This window comes from Pseudomonas sp. R1-7 (assembly GCF_051132105.1).
In the GTDB taxonomy this organism is placed as follows: domain Bacteria; phylum Pseudomonadota; class Gammaproteobacteria; order Pseudomonadales; family Pseudomonadaceae; genus Aquipseudomonas.
Genome location: NZ_CP071661.1, coordinates 2,943,744 through 2,969,328, shown reverse-complemented (window position 1 = coordinate 2,969,328; position 25,585 = coordinate 2,943,744). Strand labels below are relative to the sequence as shown.

28 protein-coding genes are annotated in these 25,585 nt (G+C 59.6%); 12 read left to right on the top strand and 16 right to left on the bottom strand.

Going from position 1 to position 25,585, the window contains the following annotated elements; genetic code table 11:
- Nucleotides 1-88 precede the first annotated feature (88 nt).
- The 7 genes from J3P79_RS13340 to J3P79_RS13310 all read left to right on the top strand — a co-directional run bounded on the left by J3P79_RS13340 (nt 89) and on the right by J3P79_RS13310 (nt 7,076).
- Nucleotides 89-967: an amino acid ABC transporter permease gene (locus tag J3P79_RS13340; RefSeq protein WP_434611277.1), complete on the top strand. Its 879-nt coding sequence runs from the start codon at nt 89-91 to the stop codon at nt 965-967.
- Between the two features lie 10 nt (nt 968-977).
- Nucleotides 978-1,742 (top strand): amino acid ABC transporter ATP-binding protein, encoded by a 765-nt coding sequence (locus J3P79_RS13335; protein WP_039588479.1) that lies wholly within the window; start codon nt 978-980, stop codon nt 1,740-1,742.
- 39 nt (nt 1,743-1,781) lie between these two features.
- Complete coding sequence (locus tag J3P79_RS13330; protein ID WP_434611275.1) at nt 1,782-2,606, top strand: ABC transporter substrate-binding protein; 825 nt, start codon at nt 1,782-1,784, stop codon at nt 2,604-2,606.
- A gap of 154 nt (nt 2,607-2,760) precedes the next feature.
- Entirely contained in the window at nt 2,761-3,609 is an 849-nt protein-coding gene (locus J3P79_RS13325) for a polysaccharide deacetylase family protein (RefSeq protein WP_434611273.1), read from the top strand.
- Nucleotides 3,602-4,504, top strand: coding sequence for a polysaccharide deacetylase family protein (locus J3P79_RS13320; RefSeq protein ID WP_434611271.1), 903 nt, complete (start codon nt 3,602-3,604; stop codon nt 4,502-4,504). Before J3P79_RS13325 ends, J3P79_RS13320 begins: the two co-directional genes overlap by 8 nt.
- Complete coding sequence (locus J3P79_RS13315) at nt 4,501-5,877, top strand: MmgE/PrpD family protein (RefSeq protein WP_434611270.1); 1,377 nt, start codon at nt 4,501-4,503, stop codon at nt 5,875-5,877. Before J3P79_RS13320 ends, J3P79_RS13315 begins: the two co-directional genes overlap by 4 nt.
- A 17-nt stretch (nt 5,878-5,894) precedes the next feature.
- Nucleotides 5,895-7,076: an MFS transporter gene (locus J3P79_RS13310; protein WP_434611269.1), complete on the top strand. Its 1,182-nt coding sequence runs from the start codon at nt 5,895-5,897 to the stop codon at nt 7,074-7,076.
- Between the two features lie 25 nt (nt 7,077-7,101).
- Here the strand turns inward: J3P79_RS13310 and J3P79_RS13305 are convergent, their stop codons facing one another.
- The 7 genes from J3P79_RS13305 to J3P79_RS13275 all read right to left on the bottom strand — a co-directional run bounded on the left by J3P79_RS13305 (nt 7,102) and on the right by J3P79_RS13275 (nt 12,346).
- Nucleotides 7,102-7,392, bottom strand: coding sequence for a hypothetical protein (locus J3P79_RS13305; RefSeq protein ID WP_434611268.1), 291 nt, complete (start codon nt 7,390-7,392; stop codon nt 7,102-7,104).
- 40 nt (nt 7,393-7,432) lie between these two features.
- Nucleotides 7,433-7,834, bottom strand: coding sequence for a hypothetical protein (locus J3P79_RS13300; protein ID WP_434611266.1), 402 nt, complete (start codon nt 7,832-7,834; stop codon nt 7,433-7,435).
- A gap of 148 nt (nt 7,835-7,982) precedes the next feature.
- The gene (locus J3P79_RS13295; protein WP_434611265.1) at nt 7,983-9,836 is read right to left on the bottom strand and encodes an ABC transporter ATP-binding protein; all 1,854 of its coding nucleotides are present in this window, start codon (nt 9,834-9,836) and stop codon (nt 7,983-7,985) included.
- 86 nt (nt 9,837-9,922) lie between these two features.
- Nucleotides 9,923-10,249, bottom strand: a complete 327-nt coding sequence (locus J3P79_RS13290; protein WP_434611263.1) for an antibiotic biosynthesis monooxygenase family protein — start codon at nt 10,247-10,249, stop codon at nt 9,923-9,925.
- A 42-nt stretch (nt 10,250-10,291) separates the two neighbouring features.
- Entirely contained in the window at nt 10,292-11,266 is a 975-nt protein-coding gene (locus tag J3P79_RS13285) for a zinc-dependent alcohol dehydrogenase family protein (RefSeq protein WP_434611261.1), read from the bottom strand.
- Nucleotides 11,267-11,328: 62 nt separating this feature from the next.
- Nucleotides 11,329-11,631, bottom strand: a complete 303-nt coding sequence (locus tag J3P79_RS13280; protein ID WP_434611259.1) for an ArsR/SmtB family transcription factor — start codon at nt 11,629-11,631, stop codon at nt 11,329-11,331.
- Nucleotides 11,632-11,755: 124 nt separating this feature from the next.
- The gene (locus J3P79_RS13275) at nt 11,756-12,346 is read right to left on the bottom strand and encodes a TetR/AcrR family transcriptional regulator (protein ID WP_434611256.1); all 591 of its coding nucleotides are present in this window, start codon (nt 12,344-12,346) and stop codon (nt 11,756-11,758) included.
- Nucleotides 12,347-12,446: 100 nt separating this feature from the next.
- Between J3P79_RS13275 and J3P79_RS13270 the strand changes: the two genes are divergently transcribed.
- The 3 genes from J3P79_RS13270 to J3P79_RS13260 all read left to right on the top strand — a co-directional run bounded on the left by J3P79_RS13270 (nt 12,447) and on the right by J3P79_RS13260 (nt 15,251).
- Nucleotides 12,447-13,205 carry an SDR family oxidoreductase gene (locus tag J3P79_RS13270; protein ID WP_434611253.1) on the top strand — a complete coding sequence of 253 codons (759 nt, stop codon included), beginning with the start codon at nt 12,447-12,449 and terminating at the stop codon, nt 13,203-13,205.
- Between the two features lie 204 nt (nt 13,206-13,409).
- Nucleotides 13,410-14,327 carry a LysR family transcriptional regulator gene (locus J3P79_RS13265; RefSeq protein ID WP_434611250.1) on the top strand — a complete coding sequence of 306 codons (918 nt, stop codon included), beginning with the start codon at nt 13,410-13,412 and terminating at the stop codon, nt 14,325-14,327.
- A 54-nt stretch (nt 14,328-14,381) separates the two neighbouring features.
- Nucleotides 14,382-15,251, top strand: coding sequence for a helix-turn-helix domain-containing protein (locus J3P79_RS13260; protein WP_434611248.1), 870 nt, complete (start codon nt 14,382-14,384; stop codon nt 15,249-15,251).
- Between the two features lie 3 nt (nt 15,252-15,254).
- Here the strand turns inward: J3P79_RS13260 and J3P79_RS13255 are convergent, their stop codons facing one another.
- The 7 genes from J3P79_RS13255 to pstS form a co-directional block, all read right to left on the bottom strand.
- The gene (locus J3P79_RS13255; protein WP_434611245.1) at nt 15,255-16,178 is read right to left on the bottom strand and encodes an NADP-dependent oxidoreductase; all 924 of its coding nucleotides are present in this window, start codon (nt 16,176-16,178) and stop codon (nt 15,255-15,257) included.
- 118 nt (nt 16,179-16,296) lie between these two features.
- Nucleotides 16,297-16,845: a hypothetical protein gene (locus tag J3P79_RS13250; protein ID WP_434611461.1), complete on the bottom strand. Its 549-nt coding sequence runs from the start codon at nt 16,843-16,845 to the stop codon at nt 16,297-16,299.
- A gap of 77 nt (nt 16,846-16,922) precedes the next feature.
- Nucleotides 16,923-17,621, bottom strand: coding sequence for a hypothetical protein (locus tag J3P79_RS13245; RefSeq protein ID WP_434611244.1), 699 nt, complete (start codon nt 17,619-17,621; stop codon nt 16,923-16,925).
- Between the two features lie 94 nt (nt 17,622-17,715).
- Nucleotides 17,716-18,477, bottom strand: a complete 762-nt coding sequence (pstB, locus tag J3P79_RS13240) for a phosphate ABC transporter ATP-binding protein PstB (protein WP_025214260.1) — start codon at nt 18,475-18,477, stop codon at nt 17,716-17,718.
- A 75-nt stretch (nt 18,478-18,552) separates the two neighbouring features.
- Nucleotides 18,553-19,464: a phosphate ABC transporter permease PstA gene (gene pstA, locus J3P79_RS13235; protein ID WP_039588462.1), complete on the bottom strand. Its 912-nt coding sequence runs from the start codon at nt 19,462-19,464 to the stop codon at nt 18,553-18,555.
- A complete protein-coding gene (gene pstC / locus J3P79_RS13230) occupies nt 19,464-20,429 on the bottom strand; it encodes a phosphate ABC transporter permease subunit PstC (protein WP_434611241.1) in 966 nt (321 codons plus the stop codon). The genes pstA and pstC overlap by 1 nt, the downstream gene beginning before the upstream one ends.
- Nucleotides 20,430-20,500: 71 nt before the next feature.
- Entirely contained in the window at nt 20,501-21,532 is a 1,032-nt protein-coding gene (pstS, locus tag J3P79_RS13225; RefSeq protein WP_434611239.1) for a phosphate ABC transporter substrate-binding protein PstS, read from the bottom strand.
- Between the two features lie 184 nt (nt 21,533-21,716).
- On the opposite strand from pstS, the gene ppk2 reads away from it, so the two are divergent.
- A complete protein-coding gene (gene ppk2 / locus J3P79_RS13220) occupies nt 21,717-22,634 on the top strand; it encodes a polyphosphate kinase 2 (protein ID WP_434611237.1) in 918 nt (305 codons plus the stop codon).
- A 71-nt stretch (nt 22,635-22,705) separates the two neighbouring features.
- On the opposite strand, the gene arsN2 is transcribed toward ppk2, so the two are convergent.
- Nucleotides 22,706-23,155: an arsenic resistance N-acetyltransferase ArsN2 gene (gene arsN2, locus J3P79_RS13215; RefSeq protein ID WP_434611235.1), complete on the bottom strand. Its 450-nt coding sequence runs from the start codon at nt 23,153-23,155 to the stop codon at nt 22,706-22,708.
- A gap of 253 nt (nt 23,156-23,408) precedes the next feature.
- Between arsN2 and J3P79_RS13210 the strand changes: the two genes are divergently transcribed.
- Entirely contained in the window at nt 23,409-24,155 is a 747-nt protein-coding gene (locus J3P79_RS13210) for a hypothetical protein (protein ID WP_434611232.1), read from the top strand.
- 39 nt (nt 24,156-24,194) lie between these two features.
- Here J3P79_RS13210 and J3P79_RS13205 read toward each other — a convergent pair whose 3' ends face one another.
- The gene (locus J3P79_RS13205; protein ID WP_434611230.1) at nt 24,195-25,580 is read right to left on the bottom strand and encodes a J domain-containing protein; all 1,386 of its coding nucleotides are present in this window, start codon (nt 25,578-25,580) and stop codon (nt 24,195-24,197) included.
- Between the last annotated feature and the right edge of the window lie 5 nt (nt 25,581-25,585).

Here is a 25,585-nt window from a genome sequence, read left to right as displayed (position 1 = left end):
ACCAACATCAACTTGGACCGATCCACCGCTATCGCGAGCAAGCTCGCTCCCACAGCGATAGCGCCGAAGCCAAGAACGGAGAACCAACATGAGCCAGACACAGGTAGAACGACTCCAGGCGGAGCGCAAGCTGGCGGAAAACCAGTTCGACATTACCCAATACGACCATGTGCCCCGGCGCTACTACGGGCGGATCTTCTTCGCCACGGTGATTGTCATCGCACTCATCGGCCTGGTGCGCGCCTTCGCCGAAGGCCAGATCGAATGGTCCTACATCGGCCAGTTCCTGACCTCCCAGGCGATCATGTGGGGCTTGCTCAACACCATCGTCATGGCGGTGCTGGCGATGGCGCTGGGCATCGTGTTCGGCGTGATCACCGCGATCATGCGCATGTCGGCCAACCCGATCCTGCGTTACGTGGCGTTGACCTATACCTGGCTGTTTCGCGGTACACCGCTGATCCTGCAACTTCTGTTGTGGTTCAACCTGGCACTGATCTTCCCCACCATCGGCATCCCCGGCCTGTTCGAGATGGACACCGTGAGCCTGATGACGCCGTTCGTGGCTGCGCTGTTTGGCTTGAGCATCAACCAGGGCGCCTACACCGCCGAAGTGGTGCGCGCTGGCCTGCTCTCGGTGGACACCGGGCAATACGAAGCCGCCAAGTCCATCGGCATGCCGCGCCTGCAAGCGCTGCGCCGGATCATCCTGCCCCAGGCCATGCGCATCATCATCCCGCCGGTGGGCAACGAGTTCATCAGCATGGTGAAGATGACATCGCTGGCGAGCGTGATCCAGTACTCGGAACTGCTCTACAACGCCCAGAACATTTATTACGCCAACGCCCGCGTGATGGAGCTGCTGATCGTTGCCGGTATCTGGTACCTGGCCACCGTCACCGTCCTGTCCTTTGGCCAAAGCCGCCTGGAGCGTCGTTTCGCCCGCGGCGCCGGCAAGCGTTCTTGAGGAGCCCCACATGAGAAGCATCGTCAAGGCCGTGGGCCTGAACAAGTATTACGACCAATTTCACGCGCTCAAAGACATCGACATCGAAGTCGAACAAGGCGAAGTGTTGTGCATCATCGGCCCTTCCGGTTCGGGCAAGAGCACCTTGCTGCGCTGCGTCAACCAACTGGAAAAAATCGACAAGGGCGGCTTGTGGGTCGACGGCGAACTGGTGGGTTACCGGATCGTCGGCAACAAGCTGCACGAACTCAACGAAACGCAGGTCGCGCGCCAGCGCTTGTCCACGGGCATGGTGTTTCAGCGTTTCAACCTTTTCCCGCACATGACCGTGCTGCAGAACATCATCGAAGGCCCGTGCCAGGTGCTCAAGCGCTCCCCGAAAGAGGCGAATGAAGAAGCCTTGGAGTTGCTCGCCCGCGTCGGCCTGGCCGACAAGCGCAACAGCTATCCGATCGAGCTTTCGGGCGGCCAGCAGCAACGCGTCGCCATCGCGCGCGCACTGGCCATGCGCCCCAAGCTGATGCTGTTCGATGAACCCACTTCGGCACTCGACCCGGAACTGGTCGGTGAGGTGCTGTCGGTAATGCGCGATCTTGCGCAGACCGGCATGACCATGATCGTCGTCACCCATGAACTGGGCTTCGCTCGCGAGGTTTCCAACCGCATGGTGTTCATGGACGACGGGCAGATCGTGGAGGCTGGAAGCCCCGAAGAAATACTAATAAGTCCGCAAAACCCTCGCACCCAGAGCTTCATTTCTGCCGTTCGAACCTAAGCGCCGGTTGGTGCTCACAACACTCAAAAGAGAACGACCATGAAGAACTTCGTTATTCCAGCAGTACTCGCAGGCGTCATGGCCTCCGGCTTCACTTTCGCGGCCCAACTGCCGACCAGCATCAAGGCCAAAGGTGAAATCGTCGTAGCAATCATGCCGAACTACCCGCCGATGGATTTCAAGGATCCGGCCACCAACACCCTCACCGGCTTTGACTATGACTTGGGCAACGCTCTGGGTGAGCGTCTTGGCGTAAAGGTCAAATGGCAGGAAACCGGCTTCGAACAAATGATCAACGCCCTGACCACCGACCGCGTGGACATGGTGCTGTCGGGCATGACCGACACCGCCGAGCGTCAGGCCAGCGTGACCTTCGTCGACTATTTCACCAGCGGTCCGCAGTTCTACACCTTGCAGAAAAACAAGGACATCAACGAAATCGTCGACCTGTGCGGCAAGAAAGTCGGCACCAGCCGCCGCACCAACTTCCCGGCGGAAATCGCCGACTGGAGCAAGGCCAACTGTGAAGCCGCCGGCAAGCCCGCTATCAATGTAATCGGCACCGAAGGTTCGGCCGATGCCCGTGCGCAACTGCGCCAGAGCCGCATCGATGCCGCCATGCAAGGCAGTGAGACCCTGCCGTACCTCAAGACTCAGGAAAAGGACATGTACAAGACCGTGGGCCTGCCGATCTCCGAGCAGTACAGCGGGATGGGCGTGAGCAAGAAGAAACCTGAGCTCAGCGAGGCGGTGAAGGTTGCGCTGCAAAGCATGATCGATGATGGCAGCTACCAGGCGATTCTCAAGAAGTGGGACCTGGAATTGGGTGCGATCAAGACCGTGACGATCAACGCCGGGAAGTGATAGCGCAGGCAACCTGAATCCAATGTGGGAGCAAGCTTGCTCGCGAAAGCGGTGTATCAGCCGGCGCAGATGTTGAATGTGCCGGCTTCATCGCGAGCAAGCTCGCTCCCACAGGGATGGGTTGTGTGTTTGAAAGATTATTGGAGCACTACAGATGTCCTCCTCGCCCCAACCCACCTGGCCTGACAAACACAAGGCCTGCCTCGCCCTGGCCTTCGACCTCGATGGCCCGACCGGCGATGCCATGCTAAATGGTTCGATCTGGCGCAAGCCCGAATACTTCGGCTTCGGTGGCTACGGCCCTTATCGGGCGCTGCCACGCGTGCTCGATCTGCTGGATGAGTTCCGCATCCCGACGACCTTCTTCGTCCCGGCCTGGGTCGTGGAGAACTGGCCGAAACAGTGCCAGGCGATCGTCGAGCGCGGCCATGAGGTGGCTTATCACGGCTACAAGCACGAATCGTTTTACGCCCTGACGCTGGAACAGCAGAAGGACGTGATGAACATCTCTCGCGAGGTGTTCTGGAAACACCTGAATATCCGCGCCGAGGGCTTTCGTACGCCGTCCGGCGACTGGCGCGCCGAAACCCCGGCCATGCTGGTGGAAGCGGGCGTGAGCTACTCCAGCAGCATGCGCGGCGATGACCGGCCGTACTTGGTAAACGTACCGGGGTTCGATAAGCCGCTGGTGGAAATTCCTGGCCGCTGGGAAATGGACGATTACGCTTCCCTCGCCTACACCCGCGCGCCGAACTTTCCTTCCGGGCTGGATCGCACCGCCAGTTACGCGCTGACCCTGGATAACTGGTGCCGCGAATACGACGGGGCCATGGACGAAGGGTTATGCCTGACCACCCTCTTTCACCCCAAGATTACCGGTAAACCGGGCCGCATCCTGCTGCTGGAAAAGCTCTTCGAACACATGCGAATGCGCGACGACGTCTGGTTCGCCACCTGCCGCGACGTCGCCCAGTGGTGGCTCAAGGAGCATCATCATGGTTGACTTGCCAATCTGGCCGAACGGTTATCGCTGCGCCGTGGTCCTGACCGTCGACTACAACGATATCCATGGAATTCTCACGCAGGCCCCGGAAGTCGCCGGACGTGACAAGACCCTGTCGGTATGGCGCTACGGTACCCAGCGCGGCGTGGAGCGTTTGCTCGGCCTGTTCAAAGAACTCGGCGTGCCCAGCAGTTGGTTTGTCCCCGGTATCGTTGCCGAGGAAAACCCCGGGCACATCCAGGCGATCCTGGCCGATGGCCACGAAATTGCCTGCGCCGGCTACCGTCATCAAGACTACGACACGCTGGACCTGGTGGCACAAAACAACGACATCGCCAAGGGCTGCGAAACCCTGGCCAGGCTGACCGGCCAGCGCCCGGTCGGTTTTCGTATCCCGGCGGGCAATGGCGCGCCGGGGTTCATCGAGGCCTTGAAACACCAGGGCATTCGCTGGTCCTCGTCGTGGCGCGGCGATGACTTGCCATTCGCTCACCCGACTGCTTCCAGCGTGATTGAAGTGCCGCTGCATTATGAACTGGAGGATGAGCCTTACTTCGCCTTCAACCTGAGCCCGGCGGTGCCGCCCGCACAATCGCGGATCGCCTCCTACAGCCACACCCTGGGCAATCTGCAGATGGACTTCGCCGGCTTTCACCGGTTTGGCCTTTGCTACGTGCTTCGCCTGCACCCCGAAATCATCGCCACGCCGGGACGGATTGGGGTGCTGCGTGAATTGATCAAGGGCATCCGAGAACACGATGACGTGTGGATCGCCACCGGCGCGGAGGTCGCCAATTGGTGGGCGGCTACCGCAGCTCCGGCGGCCGAGGACCATCCGGCATCGGTTTATGAGCGGCATTATCGGGACTGTGTTTCATGGGGCAATGTTTCATGAGCGAACGCTTGCAACGCGTGGCGCAATTTTGTGTGGACCTGCGATTCGAAGATTTACCGCCTGCGCTGGTGGCGCAAGCCAAGCGCCATATCCTCGATACGTTCGGCGCCGCGCTGGCCGGCGCCGGTAGCGGCATCGGCGAACAGGCACGCAAGGTGTTCGGGGGTGAAGCAGGAGATGTCCCGGTCTGGGGCACTGGCATGAAGGTTTGCGCATCTCAGGCAGCGATGCTTAACGGTATCGCCGCCCATGCCCTGGAGCTGGACGACACCGGGGGCTGCGATCACTCCGGTGCCGTCGTCCTGCCCGCGGTGATGGCGGCAATAGCGCTGCTCCCACGGTCCGTGAGTGGTCGCGAGCTTATCAGCGCCGTTGTGATCGGCTACGACGTGGGCCGTCGGGTGCTCGAAGCCAGCGGCGGTTATTCTGCCCACAACGGCGCCGGTTGGCATTCCACCGCGACCTGTGGCGTATTCGGTGCAGCCGCAGCCAGCGCGCGCATCCTCGGCCTGGATGTGCACCAGACCTTGGCGGCCCTGGGCATCGCCGGCAGTTTCAGCGGCGGTTTGTGGGCCTTCATCCACGACGGCTCGCAAAGCAAGAAACTGCACAGCGGACGCGCCGCCGAGGGTGGCCTGCTGGCGGCGCGATTTGCCCAGGAAGGCATCAGTGGGCCGATGCAGTTGTTCGACGATGTCTGGGGTGGCTTCCTGAAAACCCTGGCTCCGGCAACTTCAACGCCCGAAGCGCTGGATGCGGATCTCGGCGTGGTCTGGAAGCTCGCCCGCTGCTCGATCAAACCCTACGCATCCTGCCGGGGCACGCATTCGGCCATCGACGCCCTTGGCCTGCTGCTGGACCAATTGAACATACGGCTCGACCAGGTCGAAGACGTACACGTTTCGCTAAGCGGGTTTCTTCACCGCATGTGTGGCGGCCGGGACCTCACCACCCTTGCCGGCGCTCAAATGAGCTTGCCGTATGCCTTGGCGGCGCGACTGCTGCAGGGGCATTGTCGATTGCAGGCTTACGACGATCTGCAGCGCAGCGATCCACGCATGGGCCAATGGATGTCGCGCATCCATCTTGAAGTAGACCCACGACTGTCCGAGGATGGCGAGCCGGTGGTGACGCTGCGGACCGTGGAGGGTCGGCAGGCGAGCCTGTGCGTAGACGTGCCCTTGGGGGCGCCGGGCAATCCACTGGCTGTTGTGGCCCTGGAAGAGAAGTTTCTCGACTTGGCGACGCAGGTGATGCCACCCGAACAGGCGGCTGGACTGATGGATCAACTGTGGTGCATTGAAGAAATGGAATCCGTCCGCACACTGGAACGGTGGCTTGGGTCATCGCGGCGCAAACCGACATCTGAATAAGGACATTTGTTATCACCGTGGCCACTTACTCGCTCGTCATTCGACGCTTGATGATCGTGTCACTGACCATCGTGGTCAGCCGCGCCATCACCAGTCCCTTGCTCACGCTGTTCCTGAGCAACAAGTTGGGCCTCGACCAACAGGACGTTGGCTTGCTGCTCGGCATCGCGGTGTTCACCGCGACTCTGTTGGCCCTGTATGGCGGCTACGTCATCGATCGCTTGGAAAAACGTCGGTTGCTGATCCTGGCGATGCTCTCCAGCGCCATCGGCTTCGTGCTGCTGACCTTCGCCAAGAACCTTTACCTGACCACCCTGACCGTCGTCATCACCGAGACCGCGTCCGCGCTGTTCCTGATCGGGTCCAAGGCGATCCTCAGCGAAAACCTGCCCATTGGCCAGCGGGCCAAGGCGTTTTCTCTGCGCTACACCTTGACCAACATCGGCTATGCCACCGGCCCCATGCTCGGCGTAGTGATTGCTGGCGTCTATCCGATCGCACCCTTCTTGATCGCCGGAGGCATCGCGTTTGCGAGCATCTTCCTGATGACCGGCATTCCTGCGGACCCCGCGTCGAAACCGGCCGCGTCGCCACCGCCCAGTTTCCTCAAGACGCTGAAGACCCTGAAAAATGACCGCACCCTGATCATGTTCACCTGCGGCTGTCTACTCAGCACGGTGGTACACGGCCGCTTTACTCTCTATCTGTCGCAATACCTGCTAGTGACCCACGATTCTGAACGGGCGTTGCAAATCATGGCCGCCCTGCTCGCCTGCAACGCCATCACAGTCATTCTGCTGCAATACCAGATCGGCCGGTTCCTTGATCGGGACAAGCTGCGCTACTGGATCGCCGCAGGCACCAGCCTGTTCATCCTGGGCCTGATCGGCTTTAGCCTGGCGGACGACATGCTGACTTGGTGCGTGGCGATGTTCATTTTCACGCTCGGTGAAATGATCATCTACCCGGCCGAATTCCTTTTCGTCGATACCCTGGCCCCGGAAGAACTGCGCGGCAGCTACTACGGCGCACAAAACCTGGCAGCCCTCGGAGGCGCCCTGAGCCCGGTGATCTGCGGCTACCTGCTGCTGCACACCCCGGCACCGACGATGTTCTATGCGTTGAGTGCTTTGACCGCCGTCGGTGGGCTGCTGTGTTACATGAGCGGCCGTCGGGGGGCCGCTACGCAAAAACAGTGAGCCGGTTATTTTTGACCAGCGAGAGTTAAAGCCCCAATAGCGGGATTGGAAGCTTGACTCCTTCACCCCCCGCATAAGCCCAGGATAGGGAACATAGTTTTTTCGACACGCTCCGATCAATCGACATGAGCGCCAATAAAAACTGCTCAAGGTCATCGCTGAACTTGACGCCTCTTACACCAAGAGCCTCATGCAACTGCCCCGTCAACTTCATCTCAACATCATCCACTAAAAAAACGTAGCTGATCTTGTGCGTTACGGGACTGTAAAAGATAGATTTGAGCAGAACGCTGCTGTTTACAAGTGAAACGACCATTCCGAACCCCCTTGAGCCCGTCAATCTTCAAAAGCCCGGATTAGAATATATTGTTGAAGTCATACATATACTCTTCGTGTTCACTTTGACTCCACAGATGGCCATCCAAGCGATCGACCATTAGCACCCCGCCTGTTTTTGTCTCCGCAGGACCAATGCCCACCTGGCTAAAAGACCAAAACAGGGGCGGACGCCGCTCCTGACCTATCTCCCCTACCAGCACGCCTTGCTCTGCGGCATGCTTTTTTGCGATTTCAAATGCCGCACCATAAGTCAGACGGCTATCCCTGTACTCTATAGGAACGCTAAAACAAGGCACGTTACGCCGTCGCAAATCGGAGACTACCGCCACGAGCTTTACCCTCTCAATGTTCACGAAGAGATAACCACTGCGCACGGTGCCTTCTTCTAAAATGACTTCTTTATCGAACAGGCGCAGCATCCTGAATTGCGAAACATCCGCTTCGGCACACAGATATAAATCACATGGTTTCCGCACTTGTTGTTACCTCTGGCGAAGGATTGCGTCCCCTTTAATCACAACCGTAACTGCCGACGTGGCAACGGTTTAACGGATTGTGTCCTCGTGCCTACTCCACCGCCTCAACCACCCCCTGGTCCTCACCCAAAAACCCGCCACTCTGATGATGCCAGAGCCGCGCATAGGTCCCGTTCCTCCCGAGCAATTCGCTGTGGGTGCCTTGCTCGATGATCCGCCCTTCATCCATCACGATAAGCCGGTCCATAGCCGCGATCGTCGACAGCCGATGCGCAATCGCGATCACGGTCTTGCCCTTCATCATTTCATCGAGGCTTTCCTGGATGGCGACTTCGACTTCCGAGTCCAGGGCGCTGGTGGCTTCGTCAAGCAGCAAAATCGGGGCATTCTTGAGCATCACCCGGGCAATGGCGATGCGTTGACGCTGGCCGCCCGAAAGCTTGATGCCACGTTCGCCCACGAGGGTGTCGTAGCCGGAGTGACCTTGCTTATCGCTCAGTTGATTGATGAATCCATCGGCCTGGGCACTGGCGGCTGCGCTGCGGATCTGTTCTTCCGTCGCGTCAGGGCGGCCGTAGGCAATGTTGTCACGGATGGAGCGGTGCAGCAGCGACGTGTCCTGGGTGACCATGCCGATGGCGCTGCGCAAGCTGTCCTGGGTGACGTGCGCGATGTTCTGCCCATCGATTCGAATCTCGCCGCTGTCCACATCGTAGAAACGCAGCAGCAGGTTGATCAGCGTGGATTTCCCGGCACCGGAGCGGCCTACCAGGCCAATCTTTTCTCCTGGGCGAATGCTCAGGCTCAGGCCATCGAGCACCTGGCGCTCACCGTTGTAATTGAAGCTCACGTTGTCGAACGTTACCGCACCACCCGTGGTTACCAGCACGCCGGCGTTCGGCGCATCCTGCACCTTGGGGCCACGGGTCAGGGTCTCCATGCCATCCTGCACGGTACCGATGCTCTCGAACAGCGAGGTCATCTGCCACATGATCCAGTGCGACATGCCATTGATGCGCAACGCCATGGCAGTGATCGCCGCGACGGCCCCGGTGCCGACTTCACCTTGATGCCACAGCCATAGGGCATACCCGCCCGACCCCATGATCAACCCGACCACCAGGGCCTGGTTGACGATTTCGAACTGGCTGACCAGGCGCATCTGGCGAAAGCCGGTTTGCTTGAAATCCTCCATGGCAGCACGGGCAAAATGCGCTTCGCGCTTGGAGTGGGAGAACAGCTTTACCGTGGTGATGTTGGTGTAGGCATCAGAGACACGCCCGGTCATGGATGATCGCGCATTGGCCTGTTCCTGCCCTACTTTCTCCAGGCGCGGTACGAAGTACCGCATCGCGATACCGAACAAGATCACCCAGGCAAGGAAAGGCAGCATCAGCTTCACGTCAAAGCCACCCGCCAGGGCGATGATCGCGATGAAATACACGCCAATCCCGGGAACGATCTCTATGAGGGTGAACAGCACCTCGCGCACCGACAGCGCCGTTTGCATCACCTTGGTGGTGACCCGGCCGGAGAATTCATCCGAGAAGAACGAAAGGCTTTGTCGCAGCATCAATCGGTGGAAATCCCAGCGCAGCCGCAACGGCAAGTTGATCGCCAATATCTGGTGCTGCACCATCGTGCGCAACGCGACCAGCCCAATACTGGTGACCAGCATGATGCCGATGCCCCACAGCACTCGACGCTCCTGGGCTGCCGCATCGCCGCCTGCCTGCCAGGTCGACAGCAAGTCCACGACCTGGCCGAGAAATGAAAACAACCACGCTTCGTAGATCGACACACCGGCGCTGAGCAGCGCGAACGCCAGGACATAACCACGGGCGCCCCGCGTGCATGCCCATAGGAACCGCGCCAGGCCGTCGGGCGGTGGGGGGAGTTCGTCGGGCGGAAAAGGATCGAGTCGTTGTTCAAATACGCGAAGCATGGTGATTTCCAAAACGATTCAGTCAGGAGATTCTGGCATCTAAAGAATGCGTTGAGGAGTTTGGACGTAGACGTAAGGCTGATTGCTCAGAATTTATTCGAATCATTACATTCGTCCGAAGCAAAGGGTGTTCCCTGGATATGGTAGACCGTCGGCTCTTCCGAAAAATATTCCTCCAAGCCCATCATGAACATCCGATGGTCCTCGCTTTCTTCGAAACCCGGCGTATGGTCCTCGAGTGATTGCCATCGCACGATCAGGTTGAATTGCTGGGGCGTTTCAATCCCTTGCGCCAGCAAGTGGCCGCGGTACCCCTTTGCGCGGGTGAGCAACGGAGCGACCTCGGCGAATGCGCGCGGGAACATGCCAATGCGTTCTTTGTGAACCGGGAGCAGAGCGATTTCATAAATCATGATGTGCCTCGAAAATGGCTTGGACGGTTATCCAGGTTGAATCTACGAAATGAGCGATGGCTCGATCGCTATCGCGATTTTTCCTCGGATACCGTTGTTGGGGCTTTCCAGCCGGGCATGGGCGAGCGGGATATCGGCAAGCGAATAGACCGCGCCAACATGTGGTCGCAACTGGCCGCGCTCTACCAATGCGCTCAACTCGTCGAGCTTGCCGCGGTTCTGTCGGGTGAAAACGAAGTGATAGCTCGCGTTCTTGCCCCAGGCCTGGACAACGTTTTGTGGCTGGGCAATGTCGACGATCGTGACAACACGGCCAAGTTGTGCGAGCAGGTCCGGGCTGCGTGACAGTGTGTTGCCGCCGATGGTGTCGAATACGACATCGACCCCGCGGCCACCGGTTTCCCGAATAACGGCGTCGACGTAATCTTCTTTTTCATAATCGATGATCACATCGGCACCCAGGCTGCTTGCAAACTCGGTGTTTGCCTCGCGCACGGTCGTGTACACCCGTGCCCCCATGGCTTTTGCTACCTGAATCGCCACATGGCCGACGCCCCCCGCCCCACCGTGTATGAGAATGCTCTCGCCCACCCTGAGCGCTGCGCGCACGACCAGGGCTTCCCATACCGTCCCACCCACCAGGGTCAGGCTTGCCGCCTCAAGATGAGTCAGTGAGGAAGGTTTCTTCGCAATGATGTTTTCGGCCGCGACGTGGTATTCGGCGTAGCTTCCCGGACCGTCGAATATTTGCGGCGTGTACCAGACTTCATCGCCCGGAGCGAAGCTCGTTACCCCGGGGCCGACTTGTTCGACGACACCCGATACGTCGTGTCCGGTAATGGTCGGCAGTTGCACCAGGTCGGGATAATCGCCACGTCGGACTTGGTAGTCCAAGGGGTTGATGGAGGTCGCATGTACCCGCACCAGAACCTGTCCTGCCTGAGGCACCGGCTTGGGCACGTCACGCAGTTCGAACGATTCCGGGCCACCAAATGCTTTAAGTACCATCGCTTTCATGAATAGAACCTCGCATCGATAATATGGGATATCGAGATATATCGATATCCTACGGTAAAAAATTACAGTTCTTTCCCTATGATCTCAGCCAGTGCCCTGATGTTCGCTTCATTGCGTTTGTAGTAGGTCCACTGACCGATGCGCCTGACTTCGACCAAGCCCACCCGTTGCAGCGTTGCAAGGTAACCGGACACCGTTGACTGCGACAGTCCGATGCCTTCTTGAATACTGCTGACGCAGACGCCTACCGTGAGAACGTCTCCTTCATCCTGCGGAGGGAAGTTCTTTGCGGGATCCTTCAACCCCTTCAGAATTTGGAGGCGCGTAGGGTTTGAGAGCGCTTTGAATATTTCGATCAAGTCCATGGCGCGATCATATCGAGATTTACCGATATGTCAATCTTCCAAGAAGCAATCGAACGCACGTTGCGTTGCTCGGCAGAGATGTAATGGGAGGCCGCCCCTCTCAAAGACGGCCCAGCGCTGAATGCTAAACGTCGCTTGTCTTCAAACTTTCAGGGCTGCCCGCGCATAAGCCATCCATAACCAGGTCCATCAATCTGGCAAGACGCGGGCGCCATTCGCTTTGGCAATCCATTTGCCATATGCCACCGATGGCCAGGAAAAAGTCGTCATGGGTGACCCCGCTACGAATGGTCCCGGCCTTTTCATTCGCCCTCAAAAGCAACTCTGCGGCCTCCTGGACCGGGGCATACCCCGATTTTCCAGGAAACTCGTAGGCAGCGGACGCCTGGCGTATCGCCGTCGCAAGTCCTGCCTTCGTCATTGCGTATTCAGCCAGGCAGTCCATCCATTCCCGGAGGGCTTGCTTGGGTGGCTTTGTGGCGAGTAGCTGTTCCGCCAGCGAAGCCACCTGCTGCATTTCGAATTGATAAACCTCGAAAACCAACTTTTCCCGGGTGGCGAAGTGGCGATAGAACGTGCCCTGCCCTACGCCGGCCTTCTTGGCGATGGTGCTCAGCGGGACCGCCGGATCGTTTGTCAGCTCGACCACGGCTACTTCCAGTATCCGTTCGCGATTTTTCTTGGCGTCAGAACGCATCACCGGTTCGTCGGTCATGAGCAAGAATTTTCCTTGATGCATTGCTAAGCGGACAACTGTCCGGTACGTTTGCCTAAGTGGACACCTGTCCGCTTAAGCACTCACACCGGAGTTTACTATGAACAGCACCGACAACACGATTCTGGTTACTGGCGGCACCTCAGGCATAGGCCTTGGCCTGGCGCTCAAATTTCATGAGGCTGGCAACAACGTAATCATCGCGGGACGGCGAAAGGCGCTGCTCGACAAGATCGTGGCGGAACATCCCGGCATTGATTCCGTGTTGCTGGACGTGCGCGATCCACAATCCATCCTGGGCGCCAGCGAAGCGCTTGCCATCAGCCATCCGAACTTGAACGTTCTGATCAACAGCGCAGGCATCATGCATTGGGAGGATCTGACTGATCCGGATGATCTGATCACAGCCGAAAATATCGTGACAACGAACCTTCTTGGCACCATTCGTATGGCGTACGCATTTATTCCCCAACTGACCAAGCAGCCCAGCGCCACGATCGTAAATGTCAGTTCTGCCTTGGCATTCGTCCCGCTACCTGCCACGCCGACCTACAGCGCAACCAAGGCGGCCGTCCATTCGTTTACCCAAAGTCTTCGAGTGCAGCTGGAGGCCTCGTCGGTCGAAGTGATCGAGCTAGCTCCGCCGGGTGTACGTACCACATTGCTTGGCCAGGAGAATGACGAAAACGCCATGCCCTTGGACGAGTTCCTGGAGGAGATTTTCGAACTGCTCGAAATCAATCCGACTCCAAAGGAACTTGTTGTCGAGCGCGCCAAGCCATTACGGTTTGCCGAAGCGAACGGCTCACACGATGAGATTCTGCAGATGCTGGCGGGCTACAAACCACCGCAAGAATGATGAAACCTGCAGATTGTCCATTGGCGAGGTGATTGAAATGAAGATCGGAATTATCGGCGCAGTTCATGGCTCCCGGCAGTCAGTTTACCCATGAGCAGATTGTCGCCCTTAATCGCAAGATGACAGCCTGACGACAGGCTCAGGTGGGCCTGGCTTATCGGCAAAACGCCGATAATATGCACCAAAACGTTCACGAGACCAGCGATGACTCCAGACCCGGGCACCCCTACCCTCGATCAGTTACGCGTGTTTCTTGCGGTGGTCGACGTTGGCAGTTTCGCCGGCGCCGCGCGTAAGCTGCATCGCGCCACTTCAGTGGTGAGTTATTCCATCGCCAACCTGGAAATGCAATTGGGCGTCAGCCTGTTCGACCGCAAGACCACCCGCAAACCGCAACTGACCGACGCCGGGCGCACGGTTCTGGCCGAGGCGCGCACCATTTACAACGGAATAGACGGTTTGCGGGCCAAGGTCCGCGGGTTGTTGCACGGGCTGGAAGCCGAGGTACATCTGGTGCTCGATGTGATGATGCCCGGCGAGCGCGTGGTCGACGCGCTCAAGGCCTTTCGGGAGGAATTCCCTACCGTGTCGCTGCATCTCCATGTCGAAGCCCTGGGCGCTGTGGCGCAAAAGGTACTCGATCGAGGCGCGTCGTTGGGCGTCAGCGGGCCCCTTACCCACAGCCTTGATGGCATCGAGCGCATCGGCGTGGGCAGCGTCGCGCTGATACCGGTTGCCGCGCCCGGCCACCCTTTGGCTGCGACCGGGCCCAATGCCCCGGGTGCCGGGCGCGGCCACGTGCAGTTGGTGCTAACCGATCGCTCCAGACTCACCCAGGACCAGGAGTTCGCGGTCGTCGGTACGCGCACTTGGCGCCTGGCTGATCTCGGCGCGAAGCACATGTTGCTGCGCGAAGGCATTGGCTGGGGCAACATGCCCATCGATCGAGTGAGCGAAGACCTGGCCAGCGGCCGCCTGGTGCGGCTTGAATTGCCAGACTGCATTGGCGGCGACTACGCCTTTGATGTCATCTACCGCACCGACACCCCACCGGGACCTGCCGCGAAGTGGCTTATCGAGCGCTTCAGGACGCAGGCTGCCGACGATGCCCGGGATGCATAAGACTGAACCGGAGGTCCCACCCTGAACGACAATCAGCGCGTCACGGCTGAATCGATGCTCGCCTACATGCCGGGCAAGCCGCAGGCTCTGCCATCACTGTCGCCGATGCGAGACGTGGTGGTGCAGCTATTCAGTCACCCCACCCTTGTCGAGCCGATCCTGGTGCCTGCCGTAGCGGAACCACTCCTGGTCCTGGTACTCGCGGGCGCCGCTCGGGTGGAGGAACGTTCCCAGGGAGGCGAATGGGAAGCCGCCGACGTTCGGGCCGGCGATTTCTTCCTCACCAATACCCACCAGCCCTACGAAATGCGTTGGCAAACCCAAGGCTGCGACACGTTCGAGGTGATGCACCTCTATCTCGGCCTGTCGTTGATCGATCAGGCTGCCCGCGACGTGCTGGGCGACCAGGCGGGCCCGGTCACCTTCCTCGACATTTCAGGCGCCCGGGATGATCGAGTGCGCTTGATGATGGATCAACTGCGCGGCGAACTCATCGACGAACGCCAGCCCAGCCCATTGTTTATCCATAGCCTGGCGCAGGCGCTGGCGGTGCATCTGGTCCGCAACTACTTCGATGTGCCCAACGGAGCCCGACGCAGCAACGCGCTCCAGGCGTACAAGCTGCGCCGAGTCATCGAAGCGATGAATCAACATCTGGACAGCGACTTCAGCCTCGCCCATCTGGCACAGCTTGCCGAGCTGAGCGAGTACCACTTCAGCCGCATGTTCAAGCGCGCCACGGGCCTGTCCCCCTCGCAGTACTTTATCCGCCAGCGGATGAGCCGCGCCCGGCACCTGCTGCTCGAAACGGAGCGCAGCATCATCGACGTTGGCCTTGAAGTCGGCTATTCCAGTCCAAGCCATTTTTCCCAGGTGTTCCGGCGGGAAGTGGGCGTCACGCCAAGCGCTTACCGTCAAGGGTGACCATTACCGACTGGCATCGAGCACCAGCTTGCCCCGGGTGTGTCCCGACAAGCTTCTGCGCAGCGCCTCTTCAGCCTGGGACAACGGCAACACGTCCACCTCAATGACCAAATCGCCGGACTCGAACAGCGCCGCGATCTGCTCCAACTGCGCACCATCGGAGCGCGTCGCGAAATGTTTGCCGGTAGTTGCTACCGCTTGGGCTTTCGTGACGTCGGGTGGGCTCACCGGAGAAACCAGCACGCCGCCCGGTTTAAGTACTGACCACGAGCGCGTCTGGGTGTCGCCACCAATCAGATCGAGCACCACATCGACCGGTTCGACAACGTTCTCGAACCGCACCTGGTTGTAGTCGACCACTTCAGAGGCGCCCAGCCCACGCAGATAATCATGATTGCCCGCCGAAGCCGTAGCGATGACCGTCGCACCGGCAATCCTCGCCAGTTGCACCGCGAGGCTGCCCACCCCACCCGCCGCGCCGTGAATCAGCACGCGCTGGCCCGCCTTGATTTGCCCGTGTTCGTGCAACGCCTGCCAGGCGGTCAGTGCCACCGCCGAAACCCCAGCGGCCTCCAACGCCGGCAACCGGCTCGGCCGACGCGCCAGACGATCCACGCTGGCCACGGCCTCGGTTGCATAACCACCCACGATATTGATGAAACCGAACACCTCTTCGCCGACCGAGAACGCGGTGACACCCTCTCCCACCGCCGCCACGCGCCCTGCCACTTCTACGCCTGGTGTGTAGGGCAACTGGAGCGGGATAAAAGCTTTCATCGCACCCGAAAGCACCTTCCAGTCGACGGGGTTGACGCCGCTGCCTGCGACTTCGATCAACACTTCATTTTTGCCGGGAACCGGCGATGGGATGTCCTCGAACACCAAGCCTTCTGGCTGACCGTATTGCGCTACGCGAATCGCTTTCATATTTCACCTCGGGAAAGTTGATGAGGAGAATTCTGCCTGCGTATCGCTTATCTAAATAGACGGGTAATTTCGAAGGTTAGGTTCGATAAAACAGAATAGATGCCAGTAGCCGAACTAGTTAGACAGGCGTAACCCGGCCCAACGAAGCCCGCTGGACCGGTCTCTGCTGCCAATCAAGCTGCGCCTGGACCCTGGCTACCGCATCCAGGACCTTTTGCGCCCAGGCCTCATCCTCCGGGTGCACCACCACAACGCGGAACCCGTGGTCATTCCCTTCAATCTGCACGCCCTCGGAATCATCGACGTGCAAGTCGATATCAAACGCTGGCGGATACTTCGAGGGTGAGTCGGACATCCCATGCACCGTCAACGCACGGTTGTGCAACACGCTATTGACGACACCGTCGACGCGGATGCCGTACAACAGCAACCACCGCCTGATGTAGGACGGCGTGCGGCCGGACGATGTGTAGACCCAGATGCTGCAACCCTGGCGACGCAGGTTGCGGATCAGCGAACGCGTACCCATGCGCAACGGCTCCCCCAGCCAGCGGTGAACACAGGCCGGCAGCCGGCTTGGCTCGACGTCGCAGTGGTGGAGTTGGCAAGCGAGCGTGTCATCGATATCAAACGAAATGCGTATACGCTGGCGCTTGAGCAGCCGCATCGGGTGGGCGCCGCGGATGGCCTGCCCTACCCGGTTGCCGAAGGATTTGCGCCTGGCTAACGCCAGATCCCTGTTCATCAGTGACCGCCTTGGGTGAGGGGCAACGACTTGCCCTTGAGGAAAAACTTCATCGGGTCCGGTGCCTGTTCTTCCAGGAAAGCTGCGTATTTCTTCTTGATCTTGGGCAATTCGTACAGTGCCTTGACGCCATGCTTGGCAGAGTTGCGTATGACCGAGGACGGGTTGAAATAGCCCTCGGCGTTTTCCAGTGACAACACAAAAGGAGGAAGCCCCGCGCGCATGAGCAGGTAGCTGACGATCAGCGACCCACTGCGGTTGTTGCCCTCGATGAACAACTGCGGCTTGCTGAGGATCCGCACATAGACGCCGGCCGCACGCTTCCAGACGGACTCACTGCGATACGCGCAATACCAGTTGTACAAGTCCTTGATGCCTCCCTCAACGTTGTTGAAGAAATGCGCCTCGGTCGCGGCCAGGTGCTGCGTGTATTCCAACCGACGTGCCGGGTCCCGGCCACAGAGCACCGTGGCGTTGATCTCGAGCATCAGGTTCAGTTGCTGGAGATCGAACAGGTCGACGCCGCGGGCAACATAGTCGTCAATCAGCGCATAGCCTTCAAGCACATTTTGCAGCACTTCGTCCGTCAGCGGGTCGCGCGGCTCGGTGAAGTGCCGGCTCAGCGCGGCGAAGCGCTCTTGCACTTCGCGCAGTGCTCGTTCAATGGCGGGCAAATCAAGGCGATGCGTAGCAGGCATTGGTGCTCCTTGGAAACGCTTGGTAAATGTCTACCGGATGCCCGCCAAATCCATTTGGCTTCTGCAGGGATGCGGCCTTGACCGGAGGTGTCGCTTAGCTGAACTTGCCGCTGATGTAATCGCCGGTCATCTGTTCACGGGGGTTATCGAAAATCTGCGTCGTCGGGCCCATTTCCACCAGATAACCGGTGCGCGTGCCCTGGGAAATATCCACCGAGAAGAACGCCGTGGTGTCAGCGACACGGATGGCTTGCTGCATGTTGTGGGTCACCAGCGCGATGGTGTAGTCCTTTTTCAACTCGACCATCAGTTCCTCGACCCGCCGGGTCGCGATCGGATCGAGTGCCGAGCACGGCTCATCCAGCAGCAGGACTTCCGGCTCGGTGGCGATGGCGCGGGCAATGCACAGCCGTTGTTGCTGGCCACCGGAGAGCGACAGGCCGCTGACCTTGAGTTTGTCCTTGACCTCGTCCCACAACGCCGCGCCTTGCAGCGCGTGCTTGACCCGGTCGCCTATGTCGCCCTTGTAGCGATTGAGGCGCAGGCCAAACGCGACGTTGTCGAAGATGCTCATCGAGAACGGGTTCGGCTGTTGGAACACCATGCCGATATAACGGCGCACCACCACCGGATCCACGCCCTTTCCATAGACGTCCTGTCCAAGGAAATGCACGTGGCCCTCGAAGCGGAAGCCCTTCACCAGATCGTTCATCCGGTTGAGGCTGCGCAGCACGGTACTCTTGCCGCAGCCGGAAGGACCGATGAAGCCGGTGATCTTGTTTTTCTCGATCGGTACGTGGCTGTCACGTACCGCCATGAAGTTGCCGTAGAAAATCTTGTCCAGTTTGCAGTCCATGACTACAGGCGCCTGGGTGACAAACGGAGCGGCTATTTGCGCAGTGGATACGTTCAAGATCAGATGCTCCCGTTCTTAATACTTGGGCTTGCCGAAAATACGGCTGATGATGTTCACGACCAGCACGATCATCACCAGCACCAACGAGGCCGCCCATGCGAGCTCGAGTTGGTTGTCGAACGGCATGCCGGAGAAGTTGTAGATCAGCACTGCAAGCGATGCAGTCGGGTTCATTACCTCCAGGTTGCCCTGGTGGTAGATCCAGTAGTTGCTGAACAGCGCAGTAAACAGCAATGGCGCGGTCTCGCCCGCGGCGCGTGCCACGGCCAGCATCACGCCGGTGAGGATCGCCGGCATGCCGGTCGGCAAGATGATTTTCCAGATCACCTGGGAGCGGGTGCAGCCCATGCCATAGGCGGCGTCCTTCATGATCTTGGGCACCATCCGCATCGACTCTTCCGCCGTCAGCACGACGATAGGCAGCATCAACACCGCCAGCGCCACGCCTCCCGCCGGTGCCGAATAGGTACCGGTGGTCATGACCACCAGGGCGTAGGCAAAGACACCCGCCAGAATCGACGGCAAGCCAGTGAGCATCTTGGCCGCAAAGCGCGCGGCGTTCGCCAGTTTGCTGTCCGGCCCAAGCTCGGCCAGGAAGATCGCCGCCATGATGCCGACGGGCACAGCGATGGCCGCCGCGATCCCCACCATCACGAAGGTACCTGCCATCGCGTTGCCGAAGCCGCCACCCATCTCGAAGCCGGTCGGCGGCAGTTCGGTGAAGACTTCCAGGTTCAGGCGAGCGCCACCGCGGGTGATCAGCATATAGAGCACGGAAATCAGCGGCACGCTGGCCAGCAATGCCCCAGCCCAGACCAGGGTGGTCAAGATAAGGCTGCGCAGGGCCCGGCCCTCGAACCTGCGCTGCAGGCTGGGCATCGCGCCCGCTGGAGCCGTCAAGTCTGTTGCAGCAGTCAGATCAGTCATTACTTGTTACCCCGTTGGGCGTACATCATGATCATCGAACCGATGATGTTCACCAGCAGCGTGATGAACATCAGCACCAGCGCGGCATACATCAACACCTCGATCTCGTTCGGCCCGGCCTCGGGGAAGTTCAGCGCCAGCAAGGCGGCAAGCGTGTTGGCCGGTGCGAACAGCGAGAGCGAAAGCGTGTTGGCGTTGCCCACCAGCATGGCCAGCGCCATCGTTTCACCCAGGGCGCGGCCCAAGCCAAGGACCAGGGAGCCGAAAATACCCGTCGCGGCGGAAGGCACCATCACCTTGAGAATCGCTTCCCAGTGGGTCGTGCCCATGCCATAGGCGGCCTGTTTGGTTTTCATCGGTACGGCCGTGAGCGCATCCTGGGAAACGGCGGCAATGGTCGGCAAGATCATGATGGCCAGCACCAGCGCCGCAGGGAGCAGCCCCGGCCCGCTCAAGGATGTGCCGAAGAACGGGATCCAGCCCAACTCGCTGTTCAGCCAGGTCGTCAGCGGCCGGATCGCCGGGATCACCACGTAGATCCCCCACAGGCCATAGACAACGCTGGGGATGGCCGCGAGCAGTTCGACGATGGTGCGAAAAATGGCGGCAAGCTTGGGAGGCAGGAAGTCCTGGGTCAGGAAAATCGCCATGCTGACGCCGAAGAAGCCTGCGATAAGCAACGCGATCAAGGCACTGTAGAGCGTGCCCCAAATGGCCGGCAGGATGCCGTATTTACCTTGGTTAACGTCCCAGACGGTGCCGAAAAGCACATCAGTGCCATGCTTTTCCATGCCCGGAAGCGCCTTGCGCCCCACCTCGAACACCAGCGCGAATACTAGCGCCAGGATCAGAACCACCCCTATGCGTGCAACCGCACGGAAGGTGCGATCAACCAGGAAGTCCTTCGCCGAAGGTGGTTGGCAGGCAGAGTCCGGATTAACCGGTACAACAAAAGGTTTGTTCATTGGCTAGGTCCGAACAAGGGGAAAACCCTCCCGGCATGGCGGATAGCGCACACCGGGAGAGGCCTCATGCATCACTGGATGTTGGCGGACGCTTTGCGAACCTGGTCGACGACCGATGCCGGCAGTGGGATGTAACCCATCGAGTCGGCGATCTTCTGGCCCTCGGTCAGGCTGTATTCGACCATTTCACGCATGGCCTTGGCCTTGGCCGGATTGCCGTTGTCCTTGCGGAAGATCATCCAGGTGTAGGACGTGATCGGGTAGGACTTGGCACCGTCCGGATCAGGCAACCACGACACCAGGCTTTCCGGCATCTTCACCGCTGCTAGGGCTTCGGCGCCGCTTTCAGCGTTAGGTACGACGTATTGGCCGGCCTTGTTCTGCAACTGGGCAAAGTCAACCTTGGCGAGCTTGGCAAACCCGTATTCGATGTAGCCAATCGCGCCCGGCGTCTGGCGTACGGTAGCCGTCACACCATCGTTTTTCGGCGACTTGATGAACTTGTCGCTGGCCGGCCAGTTGACAGTGTTGCCCTCGCCCAGCGCCTGCTTGAACTCGGGGTTGATGGTCGCCAGATGCTTGGTGAACACCGCGGTGGTACCGCTGGAGTCCGCACGCACGACGACAGTGATTGGCGTATCGGACAATTTCAGGTCCGGGTTGGCGGCCACGATCTTCGGGTCGTTCCAGCGGGTGATCTTGCCCAGGAAAATGTTCGAGTAAACGTCCCGAGGCAGCTTCAAGCCCTTCGGATTGCCCGGCAGGTTATAGGCCAGGACGATCTCACCCGCAGTCATCGGCAGCAACTGCACGCCTTCGGCGACCTTGGCGATGTCTTCGTCTTTCATGGCCGAGTCGCTGGCGGCGAAATCGACGGTTTTGTTCAGGAAATCCTGGACCCCGGCGCCACTGCCCTTGGATTGGTAGTCCACCGTGACACCCTCGGACTTCTTGCTGAAATCCTTGAACCAGGTCAGGTAGATCGGCGCGGGAAAGCTCGCGCCAGAGCCCGTCAGGCGGACGCTCTCCGCAGCGAAGGATGCCGAGCTGGCACACAGGGAAACCGTAACGGCGAGCGCAGCAGACTTCATCAAACTTTTCATTAAAAGAAACTCCTTGTGATGACGGGCTGAGGAACTCTGCAACAGAGTTGTTACGTTTTTATGAAGATCGAATGGCAAATGACCGACTGGCGCGCTTTTTTGTCGATGGCCTCCGTCGGTGTAATGGCTTCGTCATGAATCGCGACTAACACTTCGCCCATCCTCCCAGACGCGAGCGCCTCCCATGTTCACGACCCAAGCCCCCTTGATACAGCGCATCCACCGTGAACTGCTCGATCACAGCGACGAAGAGCTGGAGCTGGAATTGGCCGAAGACGGGCACGATCTGGATGCTCTGTTCGATGCGCATGCGCCCGCGGGGAGCGAACGTGACGCGCGGAGAACCTACTTCAGCGAACTGTTCCGCCTGCAAGGGGAACTGGTGAAGCTGCAAAGCTGGGTAGTCAAGACCGGCCACAAAGTGGTGATCCTGTTCGAAGGCCGCGATGCAGCGGGTAAAGGCGGCGTGATCAAGCGCATTACCCAACGCCTCAACCCTCGGGTCTGCCGGGTCGCCGCCCTGCCCGCGCCCAACGACCGCGAACGCACCCAGTGGTATTTCCAGCGCTACGTCTCACACCTGCCTGCCGCAGGCGAGATCGTGCTGTTCGACCGCAGTTGGTACAACCGCGCCGGCGTCGAACAGGTCATGGGCTTTTGCAACGACGATCAGTACGAAGAGTTCTTCCGCACCGTGCCCGAGTTCGAGCGCATGCTCGCCCGCTCCGGTATCCAGTTGATCAAATATTGGTTCTCGATCTCCGACCAGGAACAACACCTGCGTTTTCTCAGCCGCATTCACGATCCGCTGAAACAGTGGAAACTCAGCCCCATGGACCTGGAGTCCCGTCGCCGCTGGGAAGCCTACACAAAGGCCAAGGAGATCATGCTCGAGCGCACCCACATCGCCGAAGCGCCCTGGTGGGTGGTCCAGGCTGACGATAAGAAGAAGGCCAGGCTCAACTGCATCCATCACCTGCTCGGGCAGATGCCGTACGAAGAAGTCGAGCTGCCGACGATCGAACTGCCGGAACGCGTCAGGCAAGAAGACTATTTCCGCAGTCCGACGCCGCCGGAGATCATTGTGCCCCAGGTTTATTGAGGTGAGCCGAGCGGTTTCGCATCGAGCATTGGGCCAAGGATTTTCCTGAGCGGTAAATCGGCCCAACACTTTCAGCGTAAAGCCTTGCTCATGTAGTACGCGGAGCCAGGACAGAGCCCCTTGAACTGCTCGGTCAGCGAAATGAGGGCAGGCGCAGCGCCCCGCGGGAGATTTTCATAACCCATCTGTTCGAAAAAACTCGAAGCGCTCGTCGTGAGCAAATGCAACCGAATGATGCCCAGCTCCGCAGCTTTCAGTTCAAGTAGATTGAGCAGGGATGTCCCGACTCCTTTCGATCTGTAGGCTCGTTCTACGACTAACGATCGAAGCAATCCGTCAGCCCCATATGTTTCAAATCCTCCCCAACCGACGATATTCCCGCTCAACGCGAACTCGAAAAAAGTTCGACCCGGCAGCTCGATATCGGCTGCTGGTAGCTTCTCAGACTCCAGAGCGTCACGAAGACGCTCCAGTTGCGCCCCGACGGCCAACGTTGCCTGGATAGTTGTCTGCCCTTCCATTCGCGCGCTCCCTCAACGATGTGGGTAATGCCTCCCGGAGAGGCAGGCCAGTGTGGCCCGGTTCTATTTATATATCCGATCGGACACCCAGGCCATCGCGCCGGCTCCTGCCTGACATGTTCTTGTCAGCGGTTGGTCACCCTGGCGTCAGTTCCTCGGGCTTAAAGTAACGCCGTGGTCGCTTCTGGCAGCATATGACGGGGGCAACACGCCTAAACGGACCTCTTGCCATCAACCGCAAGGAGAAACGCAAATGAACCAACCTGACGGGCACCACAGTGCACTTGACCACTTCACATGGCCGTTGACACCCGACGGCGTGCTGGATCGCAAAGACTTGTTGCTTCGCCTGTGCGCCGATCAGCGTTTGATGGCCACACAGGCCCGTCGGAGCGCGCTTGATCAACCTGACTTCCTGCTTTCCTTGCTTGATTCGGCGTCATCCGTTGGCCCCCCCCCAGGCTTCGATACCCAGCGGATGCGCGGCGTCATCACCGAAGCGACCAGGAAAAGCCAATGGGGCAAGGCCCCAGGCTATCGTCGGACACGGGGCATTGCTGCACATTACGATGCGCACATTTGCATGGCCGCGGTACTGGATGTCGAGTTGAGTGACGAGGGTCGCTTGATCGTCCATGACACGGTGTTCGTCGCAGACTTGGGCGCTGTAGAAAACCCGGGCCGCACACGCGCCCAGCTTGAAGGCGCGTGCCTGATGGGGGTCGCATTCGTCGCCTCTTCTGAATTTGGTGCGACGGCGACCGACCTGTGCCCGACAATCGCCCTGCGGCCCCGTTGGCCACTCGTCTCGTGGCTGCCCGGGCACATCGCGGTACACCTGATCAACCCGACGGATGCGCTCCAGGCTTGCCAGCCCAGCCAATTGAGCTACGTTCCCGTCGTACGGGCCTTGTGCAACGCGATTTCCCAGGCCTCGGACAACCGGGCCCGTCACGAGCGGTTCGGCACTCAGCCGTTGGAAAAAACCAGCGGGAACTGATCCGGGTGCCTGACCCGCCATCGCCATCGCCATCGCAGGCTAGACGACGACCTTCATGCGGACATAGACGATGACAGCCATCACAGCGACTGCAATCACAGCCAGGAGCCCCTGGCTCCTGAGCCGGTGCCAAGGCAACCGCCCTACCCCCGATTTCAGCGCTCGAAGTGCTCGCCCCCACCAGGAGATCCTGCTGCCGCTGAGCGCGTCGTTCATAAAGTAAATCGTCCCCAGGAACACCAGGATCGGGCTGACCCATCGCAGCCAGAGGACGTCATAGGACCAGATACACGCAAATGCGGCCGGGACTGCGCTGGGAAGCACATGGCGAAGCAGGAGGAGTCCGGCGCCCTCCCGATACCAGCGACGCGGGATCAAACTTCGACTGAGCAACACGTCCAAGGCCCCGACCGCCACCGCTACCATCGACCAGACGCCATACGCCTTGCTGCCGATCCAGCTGACGAACAGCATGAACAACGGCATGAGTATCGTGGAGACCAGGCTGACTTTCTCGATCGGCCCCGCGAGCAATGAAGCGATAAGTACTCCAGACAGCGCCAGCCAGAGAAAAAGGTAGACGCCCGGGTAGCCAGCAGGCGGCAGCCAGTCCCGCCAGTTACTGAGCGGTTGCAGCCCCAGGTCCTGGGCTACTTCGGGGTATTGGTACTCGATGGTTTGGGCGAGTTCCGAGAAGCGCTGCCAGTCGAGGTCGCTCAAACTGTCGGCCATTTCACGGCGACGTCGGTCGGTCATGGGCAAAAACAGCATGGCGGCAGCGAGTCCATGGACCTTACCTTCCTCAAACCTGGCCAGATCGCGGCGTACAGTTTCCGCCAGCGCGTGTACCTCGCACCGCCGGACCAGAGGGCTCCAGCGCCAGTATTCACAAGGCAGCTTTCCCTGGGCTTCATCCCAGCCCATCAGCTCGCACACACCCTCGAAAAAGGCAGGTGACCATCCTTGTGCAGATTCGAGCCAGTCAAGGACGTTGTGCTCAAATTGCTGGCGGCGCTCGAACGGCAACAACCATTCGCTTGCCAGCCAGACACGTAGCGCGTTCATGACCTGACGGTCCTGGCCTTCAACCAGCCATTGCCGAATCTGCTCCAGGGAAGGTTCCGGAGGCCGCAGGGAAGTCGCAATATCAAGATGGTCCACGGAACCGGCCGGCGTTGGGCTTTCGTCACGCTGAAAGGTCATGACGGATGGCGTGACGATGGCTGACGGCGCGTATACGACGTGATCGTCTGCCTGTGCGCGCCAGCGGGCTTCTGCCAGCGAAGCTTCATAAGCTTCACGAAGACGCTGGAACTCGGCGGGATTTTCGTCTGGGCGATGGATCTTGAGCAGTCGCGCGTAGGCGCGCTTGATGCCGCGCTCGTCTGCGTCCGGGGTGAGGCCCAGCGCTTGCCAATGACTCATGGTGG

Excerpts from the sequence above, each read along its gene's own strand:
- J3P79_RS13250 (WP_434611461.1), bottom strand. The coding sequence starts at position 16,845 with ATGCGGCTGCTCAAGCGCCAGCGTATACGCATTTCGTTTGATATCGAT.
- J3P79_RS13255 (WP_434611245.1), bottom strand. The coding sequence starts at position 16,178 with ATGAAAGCGATTCGCGTAGCGCAATACGGTCAGCCAGAAGGCTTGGTG.
- J3P79_RS13305 (WP_434611268.1), bottom strand. The coding sequence starts at position 7,392 with ATGGTCGTTTCACTTGTAAACAGCAGCGTTCTGCTCAAATCTATCTTT.
- pstB (WP_025214260.1), bottom strand. The coding sequence starts at position 18,477 with ATGGACTGCAAACTGGACAAGATTTTCTACGGCAACTTCATGGCGGTA.
- J3P79_RS13315 (WP_434611270.1), top strand. The coding sequence starts at position 4,501 with ATGAGCGAACGCTTGCAACGCGTGGCGCAATTTTGTGTGGACCTGCGA.
- J3P79_RS13295 (WP_434611265.1), bottom strand. The coding sequence starts at position 9,836 with ATGCTTCGCGTATTTGAACAACGACTCGATCCTTTTCCGCCCGACGAA.
- J3P79_RS13325 (WP_434611273.1), top strand. The coding sequence starts at position 2,761 with ATGTCCTCCTCGCCCCAACCCACCTGGCCTGACAAACACAAGGCCTGC.
- pstS (WP_434611239.1), bottom strand. The coding sequence starts at position 21,532 with ATGAAAAGTTTGATGAAGTCTGCTGCGCTCGCCGTTACGGTTTCCCTG.
- J3P79_RS13340 (WP_434611277.1), top strand. The coding sequence starts at position 89 with ATGAGCCAGACACAGGTAGAACGACTCCAGGCGGAGCGCAAGCTGGCG.
- J3P79_RS13260 (WP_434611248.1), top strand. The coding sequence starts at position 14,382 with ATGCTCGCCTACATGCCGGGCAAGCCGCAGGCTCTGCCATCACTGTCG.
- J3P79_RS13245 (WP_434611244.1), bottom strand. The coding sequence starts at position 17,621 with ATGCCTGCTACGCATCGCCTTGATTTGCCCGCCATTGAACGAGCACTG.
- pstA (WP_039588462.1), bottom strand. The coding sequence starts at position 19,464 with ATGACTGATCTGACTGCTGCAACAGACTTGACGGCTCCAGCGGGCGCG.
- J3P79_RS13205 (WP_434611230.1), bottom strand. The coding sequence starts at position 25,580 with ATGAGTCATTGGCAAGCGCTGGGCCTCACCCCGGACGCAGACGAGCGC.
- J3P79_RS13280 (WP_434611259.1), bottom strand. The coding sequence starts at position 11,631 with ATGGACTTGATCGAAATATTCAAAGCGCTCTCAAACCCTACGCGCCTC.
- J3P79_RS13320 (WP_434611271.1), top strand. The coding sequence starts at position 3,602 with ATGGTTGACTTGCCAATCTGGCCGAACGGTTATCGCTGCGCCGTGGTC.
- J3P79_RS13275 (WP_434611256.1), bottom strand. The coding sequence starts at position 12,346 with ATGACCGACGAACCGGTGATGCGTTCTGACGCCAAGAAAAATCGCGAA.
- J3P79_RS13265 (WP_434611250.1), top strand. The coding sequence starts at position 13,410 with ATGACTCCAGACCCGGGCACCCCTACCCTCGATCAGTTACGCGTGTTT.
- J3P79_RS13210 (WP_434611232.1), top strand. The coding sequence starts at position 23,409 with ATGAACCAACCTGACGGGCACCACAGTGCACTTGACCACTTCACATGG.
- arsN2 (WP_434611235.1), bottom strand. The coding sequence starts at position 23,155 with ATGGAAGGGCAGACAACTATCCAGGCAACGTTGGCCGTCGGGGCGCAA.
- J3P79_RS13330 (WP_434611275.1), top strand. The coding sequence starts at position 1,782 with ATGAAGAACTTCGTTATTCCAGCAGTACTCGCAGGCGTCATGGCCTCC.
- pstC (WP_434611241.1), bottom strand. The coding sequence starts at position 20,429 with ATGAACAAACCTTTTGTTGTACCGGTTAATCCGGACTCTGCCTGCCAA.
- J3P79_RS13270 (WP_434611253.1), top strand. The coding sequence starts at position 12,447 with ATGAACAGCACCGACAACACGATTCTGGTTACTGGCGGCACCTCAGGC.
- J3P79_RS13300 (WP_434611266.1), bottom strand. The coding sequence starts at position 7,834 with ATGCTGCGCCTGTTCGATAAAGAAGTCATTTTAGAAGAAGGCACCGTG.
- J3P79_RS13285 (WP_434611261.1), bottom strand. The coding sequence starts at position 11,266 with ATGAAAGCGATGGTACTTAAAGCATTTGGTGGCCCGGAATCGTTCGAA.
- J3P79_RS13290 (WP_434611263.1), bottom strand. The coding sequence starts at position 10,249 with ATGATTTATGAAATCGCTCTGCTCCCGGTTCACAAAGAACGCATTGGC.
- ppk2 (WP_434611237.1), top strand. The coding sequence starts at position 21,717 with ATGTTCACGACCCAAGCCCCCTTGATACAGCGCATCCACCGTGAACTG.
- J3P79_RS13335 (WP_039588479.1), top strand. The coding sequence starts at position 978 with ATGAGAAGCATCGTCAAGGCCGTGGGCCTGAACAAGTATTACGACCAA.